Source organism: Ruegeria sp. AB7, from assembly GCF_056542625.1.
On record NZ_JBQGAC010000003.1, the window covers coordinates 163,124 to 180,636 of the forward strand.

General features: G+C 57.7%; 23 protein-coding genes and 3 tRNA genes. 11 read left to right on the forward strand and 15 right to left on the reverse strand.

Annotation, left to right across the window (positions count from 1 at the left end; genetic code table 11):
* Positions 1-2 precede the first annotated feature (2 nt).
* The gene (locus ACR0EN_RS10630; protein WP_480586664.1) at positions 3-386 is read left to right on the forward strand and encodes an MAPEG family protein; all 384 of its coding nucleotides are present in this window, start codon (positions 3-5) and stop codon (positions 384-386) included.
* A 6-nt stretch (positions 387-392) separates the two neighbouring features.
* Here the strand turns inward: ACR0EN_RS10630 and ACR0EN_RS10635 are convergent, their stop codons facing one another.
* The gene (locus ACR0EN_RS10635; protein ID WP_480586667.1) at positions 393-575 is read right to left on the reverse strand and encodes a hypothetical protein; all 183 of its coding nucleotides are present in this window, start codon (positions 573-575) and stop codon (positions 393-395) included.
* Positions 576-694: 119 nt separating this feature from the next.
* Here ACR0EN_RS10635 and ACR0EN_RS10640 point away from each other — a divergent pair.
* The 3 genes from ACR0EN_RS10640 to ACR0EN_RS10650 all read left to right on the forward strand — a co-directional run bounded on the left by ACR0EN_RS10640 (position 695) and on the right by ACR0EN_RS10650 (position 1,829).
* A tRNA-Gly gene (locus ACR0EN_RS10640) sits at positions 695-769 on the forward strand.
* Between the two features lie 33 nt (positions 770-802).
* Positions 803-877 (forward strand) — tRNA-Gly (locus tag ACR0EN_RS10645).
* A gap of 85 nt (positions 878-962) precedes the next feature.
* Positions 963-1,829 (forward strand): GNAT family N-acetyltransferase, encoded by an 867-nt coding sequence (locus tag ACR0EN_RS10650; RefSeq protein WP_480586671.1) that lies wholly within the window; start codon positions 963-965, stop codon positions 1,827-1,829.
* On the opposite strand, the gene ACR0EN_RS10655 is transcribed toward ACR0EN_RS10650, so the two are convergent.
* Complete coding sequence (locus tag ACR0EN_RS10655; protein WP_170325761.1) at positions 1,826-2,065, reverse strand: Lrp/AsnC family transcriptional regulator; 240 nt, start codon at positions 2,063-2,065, stop codon at positions 1,826-1,828. The two genes, ACR0EN_RS10650 and ACR0EN_RS10655, sit on opposite strands and share 4 nt — an antisense overlap.
* Before the next feature lie 154 nt (positions 2,066-2,219).
* On the opposite strand from ACR0EN_RS10655, the gene hisB reads away from it, so the two are divergent.
* Together hisB and hisH are read left to right on the forward strand one after the other, a co-directional pair.
* Entirely contained in the window at positions 2,220-2,807 is a 588-nt protein-coding gene (gene hisB, locus ACR0EN_RS10660) for an imidazoleglycerol-phosphate dehydratase HisB (protein WP_170401424.1), read from the forward strand.
* Positions 2,808-3,446 (forward strand): imidazole glycerol phosphate synthase subunit HisH, encoded by a 639-nt coding sequence (hisH, locus tag ACR0EN_RS10665; RefSeq protein ID WP_480586674.1) that lies wholly within the window; start codon positions 2,808-2,810, stop codon positions 3,444-3,446.
* A 3-nt stretch (positions 3,447-3,449) separates the two neighbouring features.
* Here the strand turns inward: hisH and ACR0EN_RS10670 are convergent, their stop codons facing one another.
* Positions 3,450-3,851 carry a DUF2147 domain-containing protein gene (locus tag ACR0EN_RS10670; protein WP_170392077.1) on the reverse strand — a complete coding sequence of 134 codons (402 nt, stop codon included), beginning with the start codon at positions 3,849-3,851 and terminating at the stop codon, positions 3,450-3,452.
* A 134-nt stretch (positions 3,852-3,985) separates the two neighbouring features.
* Here ACR0EN_RS10670 and hisA point away from each other — a divergent pair, with 134 nt between their 5' ends.
* The gene (gene hisA / locus ACR0EN_RS10675) at positions 3,986-4,705 is read left to right on the forward strand and encodes a 1-(5-phosphoribosyl)-5-[(5-phosphoribosylamino)methylideneamino]imidazole-4-carboxamide isomerase (RefSeq protein ID WP_480586677.1); all 720 of its coding nucleotides are present in this window, start codon (positions 3,986-3,988) and stop codon (positions 4,703-4,705) included.
* A gap of 1 nt (position 4,706) precedes the next feature.
* On the opposite strand, the gene ACR0EN_RS10680 is transcribed toward hisA, so the two are convergent.
* The gene (locus ACR0EN_RS10680; protein ID WP_480439179.1) at positions 4,707-5,153 is read right to left on the reverse strand and encodes a DUF302 domain-containing protein; all 447 of its coding nucleotides are present in this window, start codon (positions 5,151-5,153) and stop codon (positions 4,707-4,709) included.
* A gap of 120 nt (positions 5,154-5,273) precedes the next feature.
* Here ACR0EN_RS10680 and hisF point away from each other — a divergent pair, with 120 nt between their 5' ends.
* The 3 genes from hisF (at position 5,274) to ACR0EN_RS10695 (ending at position 6,967) form a co-directional block, all read left to right on the forward strand.
* Positions 5,274-6,035 (forward strand): imidazole glycerol phosphate synthase subunit HisF, encoded by a 762-nt coding sequence (hisF, locus tag ACR0EN_RS10685; RefSeq protein WP_480586681.1) that lies wholly within the window; start codon positions 5,274-5,276, stop codon positions 6,033-6,035.
* Positions 6,032-6,349 (forward strand): phosphoribosyl-ATP diphosphatase, encoded by a 318-nt coding sequence (locus tag ACR0EN_RS10690; protein WP_170392083.1) that lies wholly within the window; start codon positions 6,032-6,034, stop codon positions 6,347-6,349. Before hisF ends, ACR0EN_RS10690 begins: the two co-directional genes overlap by 4 nt.
* Positions 6,350-6,418: 69 nt before the next feature.
* A complete protein-coding gene (locus tag ACR0EN_RS10695; RefSeq protein WP_480586685.1) occupies positions 6,419-6,967 on the forward strand; it encodes a hypothetical protein in 549 nt (182 codons plus the stop codon).
* 53 nt (positions 6,968-7,020) lie between these two features.
* Here the strand turns inward: ACR0EN_RS10695 and ACR0EN_RS10700 are convergent, their stop codons facing one another.
* The 5 genes from ACR0EN_RS10700 to rlmB all read right to left on the reverse strand — a co-directional run bounded on the left by ACR0EN_RS10700 (position 7,021) and on the right by rlmB (position 9,928).
* Positions 7,021-7,437, reverse strand: a complete 417-nt coding sequence (locus tag ACR0EN_RS10700) for a VOC family protein (protein WP_480586688.1) — start codon at positions 7,435-7,437, stop codon at positions 7,021-7,023.
* Positions 7,438-7,557: 120 nt separating this feature from the next.
* Positions 7,558-8,028, reverse strand: coding sequence for a CoA-binding protein (locus tag ACR0EN_RS10705; protein WP_170392089.1), 471 nt, complete (start codon positions 8,026-8,028; stop codon positions 7,558-7,560).
* 291 nt (positions 8,029-8,319) lie between these two features.
* Entirely contained in the window at positions 8,320-8,691 is a 372-nt protein-coding gene (locus tag ACR0EN_RS10710; protein ID WP_255611718.1) for a YHS domain-containing (seleno)protein, read from the reverse strand.
* Positions 8,692-8,866: 175 nt separating this feature from the next.
* A complete protein-coding gene (locus ACR0EN_RS10715) occupies positions 8,867-9,142 on the reverse strand; it encodes a hypothetical protein (protein WP_255612144.1) in 276 nt (91 codons plus the stop codon).
* Between the two features lie 12 nt (positions 9,143-9,154).
* Positions 9,155-9,928, reverse strand: a complete 774-nt coding sequence (gene rlmB / locus ACR0EN_RS10720) for a 23S rRNA (guanosine(2251)-2'-O)-methyltransferase RlmB (protein ID WP_480567210.1) — start codon at positions 9,926-9,928, stop codon at positions 9,155-9,157.
* A gap of 116 nt (positions 9,929-10,044) precedes the next feature.
* Here rlmB and ACR0EN_RS10725 point away from each other — a divergent pair.
* Positions 10,045-10,128, forward strand: a tRNA-Tyr gene (locus tag ACR0EN_RS10725).
* A gap of 86 nt (positions 10,129-10,214) precedes the next feature.
* Here the strand turns inward: ACR0EN_RS10725 and ACR0EN_RS10730 are convergent.
* The 6 genes from ACR0EN_RS10730 to ACR0EN_RS10755 form a co-directional block, all read right to left on the reverse strand.
* Positions 10,215-11,687 (reverse strand): ArnT family glycosyltransferase, encoded by a 1,473-nt coding sequence (locus ACR0EN_RS10730; RefSeq protein WP_480586691.1) that lies wholly within the window; start codon positions 11,685-11,687, stop codon positions 10,215-10,217.
* Between the two features lie 158 nt (positions 11,688-11,845).
* Complete coding sequence (locus tag ACR0EN_RS10735; RefSeq protein WP_170422398.1) at positions 11,846-12,382, reverse strand: DUF2478 domain-containing protein; 537 nt, start codon at positions 12,380-12,382, stop codon at positions 11,846-11,848.
* A gap of 72 nt (positions 12,383-12,454) precedes the next feature.
* Positions 12,455-13,120, reverse strand: a complete 666-nt coding sequence (locus ACR0EN_RS10740) for an NnrU family protein (protein ID WP_170563835.1) — start codon at positions 13,118-13,120, stop codon at positions 12,455-12,457.
* 105 nt (positions 13,121-13,225) lie between these two features.
* Positions 13,226-15,289 (reverse strand): ABC transporter permease subunit, encoded by a 2,064-nt coding sequence (locus ACR0EN_RS10745; protein ID WP_170818767.1) that lies wholly within the window; start codon positions 15,287-15,289, stop codon positions 13,226-13,228.
* A complete protein-coding gene (locus ACR0EN_RS10750) occupies positions 15,286-16,335 on the reverse strand; it encodes a betaine/proline/choline family ABC transporter ATP-binding protein (protein ID WP_170392104.1) in 1,050 nt (349 codons plus the stop codon). The genes ACR0EN_RS10745 and ACR0EN_RS10750 overlap by 4 nt, the downstream gene beginning before the upstream one ends.
* 10 nt (positions 16,336-16,345) lie before the next feature.
* Positions 16,346-17,296: an ABC transporter substrate-binding protein gene (locus tag ACR0EN_RS10755; RefSeq protein WP_170392106.1), complete on the reverse strand. Its 951-nt coding sequence runs from the start codon at positions 17,294-17,296 to the stop codon at positions 16,346-16,348.
* Positions 17,297-17,513 lie beyond the last annotated feature (217 nt).

Consider the following 17,513-nt stretch of genomic DNA (forward strand, 5'->3'; position numbering starts at 1 on the left):
GCATGCTGACCATCACCCCGATCTACGCCGCGTTGATCGCATTTCTGTACGTCGCACTCAGCGTGAATGTCATTCGGCAACGCCGGGTGGGCAAAATATCGGTCGGGGATCATGGCGACAAGGCCATGATCAAGGCAATGCGAACGCATGCGAACTGCGCCGAATACGCTCCCTTTGCTTTGCTGCTTATCGCCATGGTCGAACTGCAAGATGCTGGCGGCTGGCTTGTGAACCTGCTGGGGATGTTACTTTTGGCGGGCAGGCTTCTGCACGCTTATGGTTTTGGCAAGACCCCACAGATCATCATCCTGCGCCAGATCGGAATGGGTCTGACCTTTACGGCCATATTGCTGGCGGCCATGGCGAATCTTGTTCTGGCTATATGAGAACGTTTAGCCCGTCAAAACCTGCGTCTCGATCAAAGGAGCATGCGGGAGGCTAGGCTGCGCCTCTGCCAGTGTTTCATTGCTCTGACTGTAGATCACGGTGGTAAGAACAATCAGCGCCGCCAATGCCGCCATTTTAATGTCTGCAATATCTTTCATTTCCTCTGCCCAATCCCTTATTTCGTTCATTGCTATATCTCTTGAACACCGCAGCCCCGAATTTCCGTCGAAAGATTTTTTGCTGTTTTTTGTGTTTTTCCGCTTGCAGCCTCGTGTGGGAATTTATACATCCCTCCTCACTCAACGGCGCGGGCGTAGCTCAGGGGTAGAGCATAACCTTGCCAAGGTTAGGGTCGGGCGTTCGAATCGCCTCGCCCGCTCCATTGAGAGGTCTACGGACCATATAAGTATCTGATGCGGGCGTAGCTCAGGGGTAGAGCATAACCTTGCCAAGGTTAGGGTCGGGCGTTCGAATCGCCTCGCCCGCTCCAGATACCAAACTCTCCGAACATGCTGGTTCTTTCGCGATTGCTGCGGCATCTTTGCTGCACATGAAATTACGACGGAGATACGGATATGCCCGATTACGTCATTCGCGCCTTAACAGCAGACGAACTTCAAACCGCTGTAGATTGGGCGGGACAGGAAGGCTGGAACCCCGGGCTGCGCGACGCGGTCTGTTTTCGCAGTTCGGACCCCGAAGGATTCAAGGGCGGTTTCCTGGACGGCCAGATGATCGCGTCCGCATCCGCCGTGAACTACGATGATGCCTACGCATTTCTTGGCTTCTACATCGTGCGTCCCGAGTTTCGCGGCTCGGGATACGGATTGCAGGTCGCCGAAGCGGTCAAGGCACATTGCCAGGATCGTAACATGGGCATGGATGGTGTGGTCGAACAGCAGGACAACTATCGGAAATTCGGTTTTGAACTGGCGTATGACAATTATCGATTCGCGGGCACCGTCGGCGGCATCCTGGATGACCTGGGTCGCGTGGAGGACACTCGGGTTCGTCCAATCAACGCAGTAACCGATGATCTAAAGTCGTATGACCGAGGCCTGTTCCCCGCCGCGCGCGACAAGTTCTTGCGCGGCTGGTTGGAGGCACCCAGCCACGTTTCGCGGGTGTTTGAGGAAAATGGGCGGATCAAAGGCTATGCAACGTTGCGGCGCTGCCTGAGCGGGTACAAGGTCGGGCCTCTGTTTGCCAACAATCCACAAATCGCGCAGGCGCTTTTGGTTTCCCTTCTGACGACGCTCCCCGCCGATCAGGCAAAGGCCGAGGTGTTCATCGACAAGCCTAATCCAAACGCACAAGCCATGGAATTGGCCAAACAGTTGGGGCTGACCAAGGTATTTGAAACGGGGCGCATGTATTCAAGTCACGCGCCGGACATCGACCTTGACCGGATATATGGCATCACGACGTTTGAACTGGGTTAGAACGCCTTGAACGTCATCGTGGTCAGCGAGCGTTCGATATTGGGAATCACCAGCAGGTTTTCGTTGATGAAATGGCCCACATCCTCGGTTTCGGGGATGTAGAGCTTCAGCAGCAGATCGTATTCGCCGCTTGTGGAATAGAGTTCGGAATGGATTTCACGCAGCGCGATCTCTTCGGCGACTTTGTAGGTGGTACCGGGTTTGCAACGGATCTGGATGAAAACGCAGGTGGACATGGGCCGGGCCTTGTTGGTTCGTGTTGCCCGCAGGCTGGCACGGGCCGCGCCCAGGTGCAATCCCCTGCAACAGTTTGCAGCGAAGGCTTAAAGCGGTCTGGATAGGCCGTTCATCCGCGTCTATAAGCGCGCCTGTAGCAAAAGGAATTCGCCCATGCGCAGCGCTAAGATCAGCCGTCAGACCGCCGAAACCGAGATTTCGGTCGAGGTCAATCTGGACGGCACCGGCCAGTATGACAACCAGACCGGCGTCGGGTTCTTTGACCACATGCTGGATCAATTGGCGCGGCATTCGCTGATCAACATGACGATCCGTGCCAAGGGTGATTACCACATCGACGACCACCACACGGTCGAGGATACCGGAATCGCGCTGGGTCAAGCGCTGACGCAGGCGCTAGGGGACAAGAAGGGTATTCGCCGCTATGGCGAGTGCCATCTGCCCATGGATGACGCACAAGTACGCTGTGCGCTGGACCTGTCGGCTCGTCCGTTCTTGATCTGGAACGTGGATCTACCGACGCAAAAGATTGGCACATTCGACACCGAGCTGGTGCGCGAGTTCTTTCAGGCGCTCAGCACCCATGGCGGGATCACCCTGCATATCGATCAGTTGCATGGTTTCAACAGCCACCACATTGCCGAGGCCGCCTTCAAGGCCGTTGCCCGTGCTTTGCGCGACGCGGTCGAAACCGACCCACGCAAGGCGGATGCGATTCCCTCGACTAAGGGCGCGCTGTAGATGCTGACAGCCATCATTGACTACGAGAGCGGTAACCTGCACTCGGCGGAGAAGGCGTTTCAACGGATGGCCCGCGAACTGGATGCGGGCGAGGTCGTCGTGACATCGGATGCAGATGTTGTCGCGCGGGCTGATCGATTAGTTCTGCCCGGTGATGGCGCTTTCCCGGCATGCGCCGCCGAGTTGCGCGGCCACAAAGGCATCTATGACTCTATGGTTGAAGCCGTTGAGCAGAAAGGCCGCCCGTTTCTGGGCATCTGCGTCGGAATGCAGCTGATGGCGACCAAGGGTCATGAATACTCCGCGACCGATGGTCTCGGCTGGGTTGCCGGTGATGTTGTGAAGATTGAACCCTCGGACAGCGCGCTCAAGGTGCCACATATGGGCTGGAACGATCTGATTCTGGAAAGCGACCATCCGGTCTTTGACGGGATAAAATCAGGCGATCACGTCTATTTTGTGCACTCCTACCACTTCCGGGTGATGGATCCGGCGCAACGGTTGGCCTATGTGGACTACGGGCAAGAGGTCACGGCCGTGATTGGCCGCGACACGATGGTTGGGATGCAGTTCCACCCTGAGAAAAGCCAGGACGTCGGCCTGCGTATGATCGGCAATTTCCTGACCTGGAAGCCCTGAGGTTTACTGCACCCGCGTCCAGACCTGCCCCCGGCAGACCAGACCACCCACGGCACACCCCTTGACGGTCAGCTTGTTCTGGCTGTCCAGTGTCATTTTCGAACTATAGGTTTTGTCGCGATCCGGGGCCCAGATTTTGCCGTCGTCATAGCTGCCGTCACCCTCGGGGATCATGTCCCAGATGATTTGCTTGCCAAGGTTTTCGTACTCCAGCTGTTGGTTGCCTTGGGCATCAAATGCGCTGTCGATAGTTCCGCAGATGGCGCTGCCACATTCCGAAATCGACACATGCAAATAGCCGCCCGTATCGCCCGGAGCGGTCTTCCACAGCCCGTCTACCGGATCGGCAGCAAAGGCGGTGGTGGCCATCGCAGCGAAGACCGCTGCAAGAGAATATGTCTTCATGGTTATCTCCCTGTCTTTCCGGTCAGTCTGACCTGCCGTTCGGCACCGGGCAAGAATGACTTAGCGTCGCGTTGCGCCCCTGCCCTGCCTGTGCGATATCCCGCGCGTGTAACAGTGATATAGGGCCGCCCGACATGATCCTCTACCCCGCCATCGATCTGAAAGACGGCAACGCCGTGCGCCTGCTGCGTGGTGAAATGGATAAGGCGACGGTCTTTAACGAAGACCCTGCTGCGCAGGCCCGCGCCTTTGTCGAGGCTGGTTGCGAGTGGCTGCATCTGGTTGATCTGAACGGTGCTTTTGCCGGGGAGCCTGTTAATGCGGCACCCGTTGAGGCAATTCTGAAAGCCTGTGATGTGCCCGCTCAGCTGGGTGGTGGTATCCGGGACATGGCCACAATCGAGACCTGGATCGAAAAAGGTCTGGCGCGGGTGATTCTGGGCACCGTTGCAGTCGAAAACCCAGATCTGGTGCGCGAAGCTGCCAAAGCCTTCCCGGGCAAGGTAGCCGTCGGTATAGATGCACGAAACGGCATGGTTGCCACCAAGGGCTGGGCCGAAGAGACCGAAGTACAGGTCACCGATCTGGCGCACAGTTTCGAGGACGCTGGCGTGGCAGCGATCATCTATACAGACATCAACCGCGACGGTACGATGCAGGGTCCGAATATCGAAGCCACGGCGGCGCTCGCGCAGGCGGTTTCGATTCCGGTAATTGCCTCGGGCGGCGTCAGCTCACTGGACGACCTGATCGCCCTGCGTGATTGTGGCGTCGAGTTGAACGGCGCGATCTCTGGCCGCGCGCTATATGATGGCGCGATTGACCTAAAAGAGGCCATTCGCGCCCTGAACTGAGTTATTGAGCAGCGGCGGCGGTCAGTTTCGCCAAAGCGCCGCGCATCTTTTCGATGACGGGGGATTTCTCGACTTCGTCGAGCTCGTCCATCGTCTCTTTCGGATCTTCATAAGCCAGCCAGACCTGTCCGTTTGCGTCTTCGTAGGCCTGCACCTTCAGCGGCAAGAACAGCCCCGCGCGCGGGTCGATCTGCATGGCGGGAGTGCCCAGAGCCGGGTTGCCGAAAATCAGCACCTGATTGGCCGGGATCGGCGTTCCGACCTTTTCCGCCCCCGCCGCGTGATCCACGCGGGCAAACACGGTGGCGCCCGCATTACCCACGGCGGCTTCCAGCGCGTCCAGCGCCTCGGCCACGGATTTGTTGGTTTCCACTTTGATGATGTCGTCAGCCATGGCGGACAGGGCGCCTCCGAATGTGAGAATTGAAGCCAAAAGAAGTTGTCGCATCTGCGTAATCCTTTTCATAAATTTCACCCCTAATTTCCATGGCTTCGCGACAGATCACAATCACAAGTCTGGCATCGGCGGGGCTTTGCCGGTACAGGTGCCCCGAGCAAAGGAAAGCCCATGCTGAAAACCCGCATCATTCCCTGTTTGGATGTCGCCGATGGCCGTGTGGTCAAAGGTGTGAATTTCGTTGGCCTGCGCGATGCTGGTGACCCCGTGGAATCGGCCAAGGCATACGACGCTGCCGGAGCGGATGAGATCTGCTTTCTGGACATCCATGCGACGCATGAGAACCGCGGCACGATGTTCGATGTGGTCCAACGCACGGCAGAGCAGTGCTTTGTGCCTCTGACTGTAGGTGGTGGCGTGCGCACCAAAGATGACGTGCGGGCCCTGTTGCTGGCGGGGGCTGATAAGGTCAGCTTTAACTCGGCCGCCGTCGCGAATCCGGACGTCATCGCCGAAGCAGCGGACCAGTTCGGCAGCCAGTGCATTGTCTGTGCCATTGACGCCAAGACGGTCAGCCCCGGCAAGTGGGAGATTTTCACCCATGGCGGACGCAAACCAACAGGCATCGACGCCGTTGAATTTGCTAAAACCGTTGTTGCCAAGGGCGCGGGGGAAATCCTGCTGACCTCAATGGACCGTGATGGTACCAAGGTCGGGTTCAACCTGCCCCTGACCCGAGCGATCAGTGACGCGGTGGAAGTGCCGGTGATCGCCAGCGGGGGCGTGGGCAATCTGGACCATCTTGTCGAAGGTGTGACTAAAGGTGGGGCCAGCGCGGTGCTTGCCGCCTCGATCTTCCATTTCGGCGAATACAGCATCCACGAGGCCAAAGAGCATATGGCCGCCGCTGGCATTCCGATGAGGCTGACATGAGTATTTTGCACGATCTGGCGGCTACGATTGAGGCCCGTAAAGGGGCAGATCCAGACAGCAGCTGGACCGCCAAGCTGTTGGCCAAAGGTCCCGAGAAATGTGCCGAGAAATTCGGCGAAGAAGCCATTGAAGCAATCATCGAAGCCGCCAAAGGGGACAGGGGAAAACTGACCTCCGAGGCGGCTGATGTGCTTTATCACCTGCTAGTGATGCTGGCTGCGCGCGATGTTGCGCTGGATGATGTGCTGGGCGAACTGGCCCGTCGACAGGGCACCAGCGGCATCACGGAAAAGGCATCCCGACCAAAAGACTAAGCGGGTTTCGTGCGATGACCCGGCCCGCTATACTGCGGCTTCGGGTGCATTGAGGCAAAGGACGCGCAGATGATCAGAGCTTTGGTGTTCGCGGCAGCGCTTGCCACCCTCGCCGCCTGTGCCACCCCTCCCCCGTCTTCCGGAGATGAGGTCCAGCGGCTGGCGGCTGAAATCCAAAGCCTCGGCCCCGATATCGACCCGGAAGAGGCCACCCGCGCCGCCCGCATCGCCTATGCCTATACTGCGCAACTGGCGCAGGAATACGAGATCACCGACCCTCCGCTTATCCACAACGCCAAGGTCAACAAAGGTCTGCGTCCGCGTGGTCTGTGCTGGCACTGGGCTGAAGATATTGAGCGGCGACTGGATCAGGAGCAGTTCCGCACTCTGGAAATGCACCGCGCCATCGCCAACGCGGATAACCCGTTCCGCATCGACCACAGCACTGCCATTATCAGCCGCAAGGGAGAGAGCATGTACGAAGGCGTTGTCTTGGATCCCTGGCGCTATGGCGGAGTGCTATTCTGGTCGCCCCTGGTTGAGGACACCCGTTACGAGTGGGTTCCACGCGAAGTGGTTCTGGAAAAGCGGCGACAGGAACAAACATCCAGCCCGTAAGACTGAGCTTCTGCAGGCAGTGATCGAAGCGCCATAGCGACCCGACGAAAGCGTTACCCGTCGCGCCCCGGCTCGTTTGGATTGCTGGAAAACAGCGCGATTTTGTTGCCCTGAGGATCGCGCAGATAGCCGACATAGAAATTCGGACCATACGAGGCGCGAAAGCCCGGCTGGCCTTCGTCAGAGCCGCCTGCGGCAAGCGCAGCGGCGTGAAGGTCGCAAACCTGCTGTTGGGTGCGCGCCTCAAACGCCACCATGGACCCGTTGCCAGCCGAAGCCGCGCCTCCATCAAAGGGTGATTTTACATAGAACTCGGGCTGAACCGGGGATTGCCCCGGCGGCACTGGCAGCGCATAGCTCAAGTCTCCGTGATACCGCTCCAACGCATAACCAAGGGCGGGCAGGAACGCCGAATAAAACCGCTCAGCGCGCGTGATATCGTCAACACCAACGGTCACATAAGCAATCATTCCGCATGGTCCTGTCTTATTGGTTTGCTGAATGGGTATAGGTCAATTGGACCTCGCCCTCAACAAATGCACCATTTCTGTTCAATTCAGGCCGGGGCGTAGACACAAACGTCAGGGCTGTCACAGCTTGGACGAAATCACTCCAGTCGCAAACCCACCCATACGCAGTTCGCCAAACAGGCGCTGATATTCGATCTTGGGGCAGCGGTTCATGACTACGTCGATATCGCGGGCCTGCGCTTTGGCAGCGGCCTCGGCATGTTCAACTCCGATCTGCATCCAGATGGTGCGCAAGTCGGGAAACGCATCCAGCGCCTCGTCGACAATGGGTGGCACGGCCTCGGAGCGGCGAAAGATGTCAACCATATCGACGGGCTCGGGAATGTCGGACAGCGAAGCCTGCACCGTCTGGCCAAACAGCATCTTGCCTGCATGGCCCGGATTGACCGGTATCACCCGATATCCCTTGAGCGACAGATAACGCGCGACGTAGTAGCTGGGCCGCACCGGGTTCATAGAAACCCCAACCACCGCAACCACTTTGGTGCGCCTAAGGATTTGGGTCAGAACATCGTCGGAGTAGTCATTCATGAGCACACCATAAGCAAGCGCATGCAAAGAAAAAAGCGCCCAGGAAACTCCTGAGCGCCAGTTGTTGGAACGAGGGACAGTGAAATGACCCGCGGCAGTTCCATTCCGCGGTCACTGTGACATTTAAGCATGAGTTTTCTAAAAAAAAGAGGTCGCGCGCATTTTTGTGATGACACATCACAAAAGGCGGAATGCCGCCGAATGAAACCGTGCGCATTTCCTTCGGCGATCATGGTCAGAACGGCTCGTTACATAAGCCGCGCGCCGATCTTAAGCCAAGAGCAATAGGCTTTATTGGTAAAGAACCGCAGGCCAATGCCCCTCGGCCTCGCGGATGTAATTGGTGACATCGCGTTCCCAGATACGTTCGATCGCTTCCGAGTGGGTCAGATATAACCGCCCATCCACAATCTGCCATGCCATGGGATCGGTACTGCTTAGCAGACCTTTCGCCATCGCATAGGCGCAGTAACCACCAAACTGCGGGGCATAGGCGCGCGGATTGCGTTCAAATCGATCGCGATTTTCCTCTGACGCAAACCGCCAAATCGCACCCTTCCACATCAGCGCTATGTCGGGCTGACCCAACTCTGGTGCTCCAGCCTTGAAATAAGAAACCGCATCATAGCCTGAGACCGCCATCCCATCGTCCACATAGAACATGGGCATTTCCTGCGCACCGACGACAGAGGCAAACGGGGTACAAGAGAGACTGATCAAGAAGGAACGTCGAGACAACATAGGTGATTCACTGGATTGCGGTTAGAGGGCTTCAAGATGCATATTTCAAACCGTATCTGAAACCCCCATGACGCCGATGTGAACTGGCGTGCGGTTGTTAATCGAAAACGTCTTCGATCACGTCCCAGGCTTCGTCCAACACCTTTGAGAACAGGCCCCGCTTTTTCTTCTTTTTGTATTTTTTGTGCTTCTGTGCCGGCTGGTAACTTTTGATCGGCCGATCTGCCAGTTTGGCTTTCGGCACCATCTTGAGATTATGCAGGGGTGCGCCGCAGCTTGCGCAACTCAGCTCGTGCTGTTGCTTTCCCCGAAGAACCAATGCGGCACGGGTACCGCAATAGCAGCAGGTGGCAATTTTATGTGGAGTGGATATGGGGGCCTCCTGTCATCTGGGTTTGGATGCATATAGTGCGATAGCCGCGGCATTTGAGACGTTCAGAGAACCAAATCCCCCCGCCGCGTCAATTTTTACCAATTGATCGACGGTTTCTTTGGTTTTCTGCCGCAACCCGGGCCCCTCGGCCCCAAGCACCAGCGCCACCGGGCGATCACGCTTGTCGCCCAGCGTGGCTTCTATCGTCTGTTCAGCCTCACCATCCAGACCCAAGACTAAATACCCCATGTTCTGCAGCTCGATGATCGTATCGGCCAAATTGCGCACGCGTAGATAGGGCTGTCGTTCCAATGCACCGCTGGCGGTTTTAGCCAACGCGCCGGTCTCAGGCGCCGAATGGTGGCGGGTGCCAATAACGGCGCTGGCGCCCAGCACTTCTGCCGAGCGTAGAATCGCCCCGACGTTATGTGGGTCTGTCACCCGGTCCAGCAGCAACACACGTGGGTTTTCCTGCCCGATACAGTTCTCGGCAAGCCCACCCCATTCCAGCGGCTTGACCTCAAGTGCCGCGCCCTGATGAACCGATCCCGGATCAATCGGTGCGGTGAATTTTCGCGGATCAACCATCTCGGGCGTGATCGCTGAAAATTCAATGGCTTCCAGCAGTTTGTCGCGGGCATTGCGCGTCACAATCAGGCGCAGCTTCTGCCGTTTCGGGTTCATCAGCGCGTCGCGCACGGCGTGTAGACCGAACAGCCAGACGGTTTCTGCCGCAGCCGCTTTGCGCGCCTGTTCCTTCTCAACGACCCACTTTGGTTTCTTCATGATACGGGCCTCCGGGCCGGGAATTCGGTTTCCTGCGTCAAAGCGGTATTTTCCTGTTGACGCCCTTTAGACGCGCTAGTAATCACGCCTCCACGTCAGGTGCAACGCCTGACAGTGGGCGACAGGCCGCAAGGTGTGGCAGGGGACTGTAACTCCCTCGCGGAGACGCACGCCTGGTTCGATTCCAGGGTCGCCCACCACTTACTCACCGATAAATTTGGCCCATTCGTTCAGGCCGATAACTGTTTGATTGCACCGCGCGCTGTCAGTTGCCATAGTCACAGCACTATTGCGACACAGGTCCAAATGACAGCGACATCTCTTCTTTGTTGTCAAAGCGGTATGGCGCAACCAAGGTTTTCACCTGTGCTGGGTCGACGTCCTTCGGGACATTTCGAGCCGATTCCCAAACCCGAAGAGCAGCATTTGGCGCGCGCGGGTCCCGATCGCTGTAAACAGGATGATCGGGCGCAAAATAGGCCATGTTTCCGGAAATCCAATTGTCAGCAACAATTGCATTTTCGGGCGCTGTTTGCGCAATTATCTCAGAGGTCAAAGTAGCGAAAGGGGCCGCGCGTTTGGCATCCCCTGCCAGATTGTGATGCAGCATCGCCAGTCCAATAAACACCGCTAGAACGGCGCTGACCTGGGCAAATCGCCTTACGCCTTTACGACCTGCACTCGGTAACAACCACAAACACAGCACGGGGCCGGCATAAATCAATATCGGTTGCAGCCAGCGATCCTTTACGTTGGTGCTTCCGCTCACAAGCACTACAGCCGCCATAAGTAACAACGCCCAGACCAGAGTACGCGTCATCAATCGCCTCAGATCATCGCCTTTGGCGGCCACCCCATGCCTGAGATAGATCGACCAAAGGACGCCCAGTACGATCAGCAAGAGCGATACAAACCCAGCCGACGCCAAGGCCAGCTCAACCAAGCCTTGCAGCGCGATCAATGTGGTTGGGCCATCGCTGCTCATGTCCAACTTGCGCGCGCTTGCAAATGCGTGTTCGGGATTGTTCAGAACCCATAGCATCGGTGGTGTGACAAGCAATGCGGCGACACCCAACGAAAGCAGCAGTCGAGGCGACCAGAGAGGCTTGCGCGTCTCAGATGCACTGAAAGCCGCCAGCAACATGGCCAGCAGCGCGATCGCATAGTTGTATTTTGACAAACTTCCCATTGCCACGACTACGCCCAGCAAGACGAATCCCCAAGTCGTCGGTTTGCGAATTAGCCCCCAAATCACCGCGAAGGTCAGAACCGAGCAGAGATTGGCCAGAACGGTATGCGTCAGCGCGCGTTGCGCCTCCCAACTAAACTGATAGAGCATCAGAAGTGACAGGACCGACAGCCCTGCCCACAGTGGCGCATGACGGGTTCGTATGGTCAGGTACAGCGCGACAACCGTCGCCAGCAGCATCCCGTTCTTCAGCAGTGACAGCCCTAATATGCCGGGACCGGTTATCTGAAAGATGCCCCATTGCAGCCAGGCATAAAGTGGCAGTTGCGGGCCGTAGCCCCATTCCAAGCGGCGCGCATCAAGAAGTATCTCAGCCTCATCCAGACCAAGCGCGCCGCCGGTTGCAACTCGCAATACGACATGAAGCAGAAAGTAAGCCGTTACTATGCTTAACCAGAAGCGATCTGTCGACATCAACCCATCAAGACGGGATTGCTTCGCTGCCGGGTCATCGACCCCGCAAGCGGCTTCCAGAGATCGCTCATCTGAGACGCACTGATCTTCGATCATGGATAAGCCCATTTCGTCGGCACTCGCCCAGGATACCTGGCCGCCGGATTGCAACTTTGACCGAAGCTAGACCCGATGTGTGGGCTCAAGTCCACCATTTTTGCGGCAGTTGGGCGCGTGAAACGAAGTGCTTCGCTTAGTCGGTCGAAGCGCGGGCTTTAGTTGCCAGATGCCGCGGCGTGTTGCACGTCGGTTTGGGATATTTTGTCAAACCACTCAGTCAGGCTGCTGACATCGGGGCCAAGCGCCTCGGCTATGCCGCCGGCGAATTCCTGAAACTTTTCAATGTTCAATTTATTGACGCCCACCAAGACGGGAATTTCACGTTCAAGAGCGTCGGCGATAATCGGGCGAAAGCCCCGCCCGTCCGCCTCGTGCTTTCCGAACTTGTTGATGATCAGCAATTGAGGGCTATCCTCAAGCGACCGCGTCACGAGGCCGACGGCCCGTTCCAATTCAGCCGGATCCAGACGGCAACCCCGAGCGTTCTTGCCAAGGGATTGTGAGATGCGAATGGTTTCCCCGGTCGGCAAGACTTTCAGATCCATATCGCATTTATATCCGTCGGCACATTCGGTGTTGGTCTGCACAACCCCGGCAATCGGTGTTCCGGCCTGCACAAGACCATCCGCAAATTCGCTAAGCAGGCGATCGGTTGCGCCGCGATCGGTTGTCGTAACATAGGCCAGATGCATTTTTTGGACCTCAAAGTTCAATTGGTGACGTTTCAGATAGCACGCGTCGGCTTGTCCGACCACCTTCATCCATCAAGGCAGTGGAGAAAGCCCGATCACCGATGCGTGCAGGTGGAGGAGAACCGCGTAAGAAGCCAAAGCAGTCAACCAGACCCAAAGGCTGGGCCAAGGGCGGGGCGCGCTGAGTGACAGGCGCGCCGTATTGCGGGAAAGGCGTACCCACTGCGTCCCCAAATTGCGCGCGGTGCGGTGATCAATGAGCGCCATGCCCATCACCGCAAAGCCAGCAAACAAGCCGAACAAGATGACATGCGACAGGCTTCCATTGGCCAACAGATGTGCCAAAGCCCATAGCATCAACGCCGCAAGTATCGGATGACGCGTCGTGCGCAGGATTCCAGGGTTTTCGGGATCGAACGGACGGTGCCCCAGCCCTCCGAATGAGAACGGGTTCCGGATCGACAGGCCCGCAATGGCCAACCAGCAGACTATAGGCATGACCAGCAAAGGCACCCAGCGAAAGATTGGAAGCGGCGGGATCACTTCGACATAGGGTGCATTTGCGGCGGCGATGATCAACCAGGCCAAAACTGCTAGCGAAATCATTGAATAGCTGGCGAAATATGCGCGCTTTCCCATCGTACCGATCAGCCAGCCGCGCACTGCGGGGCGTGCTGGAATCATGTGGCTAAGAAGGAATGTGGCAAGTGCTGCGAGGAAGAGGCCCCAACCAGTCATCGTAATCTCCGAACGTGTTGCTCCCGGTTTAGGCCGTGACAGCGCGCTGGTCTTTGTCCGAAATCAAGTGAGGGCAAAGGGGCGGTTACCCGCCCCTGCCCTGTCTTACAGGCCCAGCGCCTTGCGGCGTTCCTCGGCAAAACCCTGCACCATACGATCAGCGATCAGTGCTAAAATCGCCATGGCGGCACCGGCCGAGATGCCAAGCCCCACATCCGCCTGCCCCAGCGCCAGATAGATCGACTGGCCCAGACCGGTTGTCCCGATCAGTGCCGCAATCACCAGCATGGCGAAGGCATAGAGGATGGTCTGGTTCAGCCCCAGTAGGATGGTCGGTGCGGCATAGGGCGCGCGGACGTCGCGCATGATCTGCCATTCGGTCGCGCCGCTGGAGATTGCGGCTTCCATCATTTCCTCGGGTGTGTTGACCAGCCCGTGTCGCGTGTAGCGGATCATCGGGACGATCGCGTAGGCACAGATCGCCAGGAAGGCCGAGAACTCACCGATCTGAAACACCATCAGAACCGGGATCAGGAACACAAACAGTGGGATCGTCTGCAGCATATCACAGATCGGGCGAACCACTTTCCAGACCGGCCCCCAAACTGCGCTGGCAAGACCGATCAGCCCTCCGACCACTGCGCAGGAAAACACTGCGGCACCGCTGAGGTAGAGCGACAGGAGTGCCCGCTCCCACAGGCCTGAAACGAGGATGGTACACAGCAGCCCAACCGACAGCGCCGCAAGACGCCAGCCACCCGCGACCCAACCCAGCGCAGCCGCGCCCGTCAGGACAAACGGCCAAGGCAGGTTTGATATGCCGGTTTCCAGCATTCCGATCAGGATAAGAACGATCAGTCCACCGGTCAGATGCCCGCGCCATGCCATCAGCAGAGCGATAGCCGCACCAGCGGCGAACAGACCCCAGCTCATGCTCGGGGTCCACTGGAACCCCCAGGTGAACGGTAGTACAGCCTGGTCCAGACCGATCCGCAAGGGCAACAACACATAGAACAGAGAATTGTTCTTGAGTGCGTCCAGCCAAGGCCCGTTAGCCTGCGTAAATGCGGTCAGGCCGGTGTCAATCGCCTCGGCCATCGGGTCCAGAACTGTAAGGTCAGACGGGTTCGGCAACCGGGACCAGAAGGCAGCGGTAAATAGCACTGCAAAGCCCAGCATCGCCCAGACAACGCGGCTGTCATAACGCTTGCGCTCGGTCGCCAAAGTGCCGCTCATCCTGTCGATGATCACTGCGAAGACAACGATGACCAGACCGGCCATGAGGGATTCACCGAACTGCGCCTTGCGCATGGTCAAAAGGACTTCCCAGCCGATGTCGTTGAAGCCGCCGATGACCGCGGCGATGATCACCATCGACAGGGCGGCCATCAGGCATTGGTTCACACCAACCATGATCTGAGTCGTGGCAGCAGGAATTTCGACCTGAAAGAGTTGCTGCCAGCGCGTCCCGCCGGACATGATCGCAGCTTCTTTGATTTCGGGCTCTACCCGTTCCAGCCCCAGCATAACGTTGCGAGCCATAGGTGGCGCGGCGTAGATGGCCGAAGCGATCAGGCCGACCACCGGACCGAAGCCAAACAGAAGCAGCAGCGGCGTCAGATAGGCAAAGGTCGGCACCGTTTGCATGATGTCCAGTACTGCCTGAACAAAGGCCTTCACACGTGGCACTTCATTGGCAAGAATACCGATAGCCCCGCCCATAATCAGCGCCACGGGGACAGATACGGCGACAAGGGCCAGCGTATTCATGCTCTCGGCCCAATAGCCTGAAGCCAGAACGAAGCTGAGGCCAAAGAACCCCAGCGCCGCCATCGGCAGACCGCCCAGATACCAACCCAGCGCAGTGACGACCCCAATCAAGATCGGCCAGGGCGTGCTGCCAAGCACGTAGTTTGCAGCATTCATCGGATAAGTCATCAGGTCCGAAAACAACCGCATCGCCGGTTTAATGCCATTCAGAAACCAGTCGAGAAACGCACCAACCCATTGCGTTGCAGGCAGTTCCCATTCTTTGGGCCATGTGACCAGCCATGGGGCGACGCCTTCCAGCGCAAGGCAAACCGCGCCAACGACAAGGGTAATCAGCGCGGCCTGCGTCCCAGCCGTCAGGCGGGCCTGCCGCGCGGGGATATCCGTCACAGCGGTCATGCTTCATCCACCTGCAAAGCTGCGGCGAGATCGGACGGATGAACCGTACCTACAATATTGCCGTCTGCATCGCGGACGGGCACGGGTTCATACAGCTCCATGCAATGTGCGAGCGCCGCGTCGAGCGTCATGGATGTGGTCAGGCCCGGATCATCCGGCCCACGCTCAGCATCATCACGCATGACCGAAGCAACCTTAGCATGCTGGCCTTTGGCCACGTCCTTAGAAAATTCGCGCACGTAGTCGTCTACCGGACGCAGCACGATATCCGTCGGCGTGCCGATCTGAACGATCTTGCCGTCGCGCATAATGGCGATGCGGTCGGCCAGTTTCAGCGCCTCTTGAATGTCGTGAGTGATAAAGACAATGGATTTTTTCAACGTCGCCTGGATGCGTAGGAATTCATCCTGCAGCTGGCGGCGGATCAAAGGATCAAGGGCCGAGAACGGCTCGTCCAGAAACCAGATATCGGGATTCACCGCAAGGCTGCGCGCGATCCCCACGCGTTGGCGTTGACCACCCGAAAGCTGCCGGGGAAAGCTATCTTCGCGGCCTTCCAAGCCGACCAGCGAGATTACTTCCTGCGCACGCGCCAAACGTTCCTTTTTGCCGACGCCTTGCACACGTAGCGGATAAGCCACGTTTTCAGCCACGGTCATATGAGGGAACAGGCCAAAATGCTGGAAAACCATGCCCAGCTTCTTGCGCCTTAGTTCAGTCAGGGTTTTCTTCGATGCACCGATGACATTCTCGCCATCCACACGGATCTCGCCGCCCGTACCGGGCAGAAGTTGCGAAATGCAACGAATCAGCGTCGATTTGCCCGAGCCGGACAGGCCCATGATGACAAAAAGCTCGCCTTCTTTGACCTCGAAATTGGCATCCTGAACAGCGGGGATAAACCCCTGTTCGCGCAAATCGGCGGCGGCTTTGTCAGCGTCACTCCCTGACCGAGACAGCGCGTCGGTCAGAGCTTTGTCGGCACCTTGGCCAAACACCTGCCAGAGATTCTGGCAGGCGATGGCTGGCGTATTCGCTTCAGTCACTTAAGCGGACTCACTGCGTTGCCGCGTCAACGACGGGGCGCCATTTGTCTTCATTCTCGGCCATCCATGCCGCGACGACTTCTTCGACCGCGCCACCATCTACGTCGATCGCCCCCATCATTGGCTGCTGGTCTTCGACCGAAAGCTGATAGTTAGTCAGGATTTCATAGGCAGCGGGCCACTTGTCTGCCATGCCGCTCCAACCGGCCTTGAAGATACGTGACGGCGAGAAATCGCAATCATTCACTGCGTTGGGGTTCGGGCCCCAAGACGGATCGTTAAAGCACGCCTCTTCGCCTGCAGGCAGTTCGACAAACTGTACGTCATATGCCGACATCGCCCAATGTGGCTGCCAGAAGGTGATCAGCAACGGCGACTTGCGCTCGGTCGAGGCGCGCAATTCGGCGATCAAAGCGCCCTCGGAACCCGCGGGGACCGCTTTGAACGGCAATTCAAGACCGGTCATACGATCCGCGCCGGGCGTACCCCAATCCGCTGGGTAATCGACCAGACGGCCACCGGGCAGAGTTTCAGCCGTAGCAAAAACTTGCGCACACTCTTTCAACGCTTCCCACGCAGGCAGGCCCGGGCACAGCTCCGCCACATGTGCCGGGTAGGCAATGCCTTCCTTGGCATCAAGCCCCAGATCGCCGATTTCAACAACGGTGCCTTCGTCGATCTTCTTGGCATATTCGTCGGACACGTTGGACGACCAGATTTCCAATGTCGCGTCAATGTCCCCATCGGCCAACGCCTGGAACTGATTCATCATCCCGGCGGTCACGTATTCTACGTTATAACCGGCGGCCTTCAGCATCTCACCTGCCACATGGGTGGTCACATGTTGACCGGTCCATTCGTTGATCGCCAGCTTGATCGGTTCATCGACCGCGCCCATATCTGCGGCATGGGCCGCCCCGGCCACTGCGATAGCCAAAAAGCTTACGCTTAGCTTTTTCATAACAACAACTCCCTGTTTTTTACGTTTGCCCCATGGCGATATCGAGCCCGCCCAGGATCATTTGTGGTCACAGCACATTTCGCAACATGCACAAGTTTAGCCGAAAAAGGAAAGGGAACAGTTGTTCCGGGTCCGACGCGCTTCATCTAGCGTTAAACCACGACCCGTCCCTGCTGCTCCACTCGGCAATACACACACTTAACACCGTCAGTTCGGA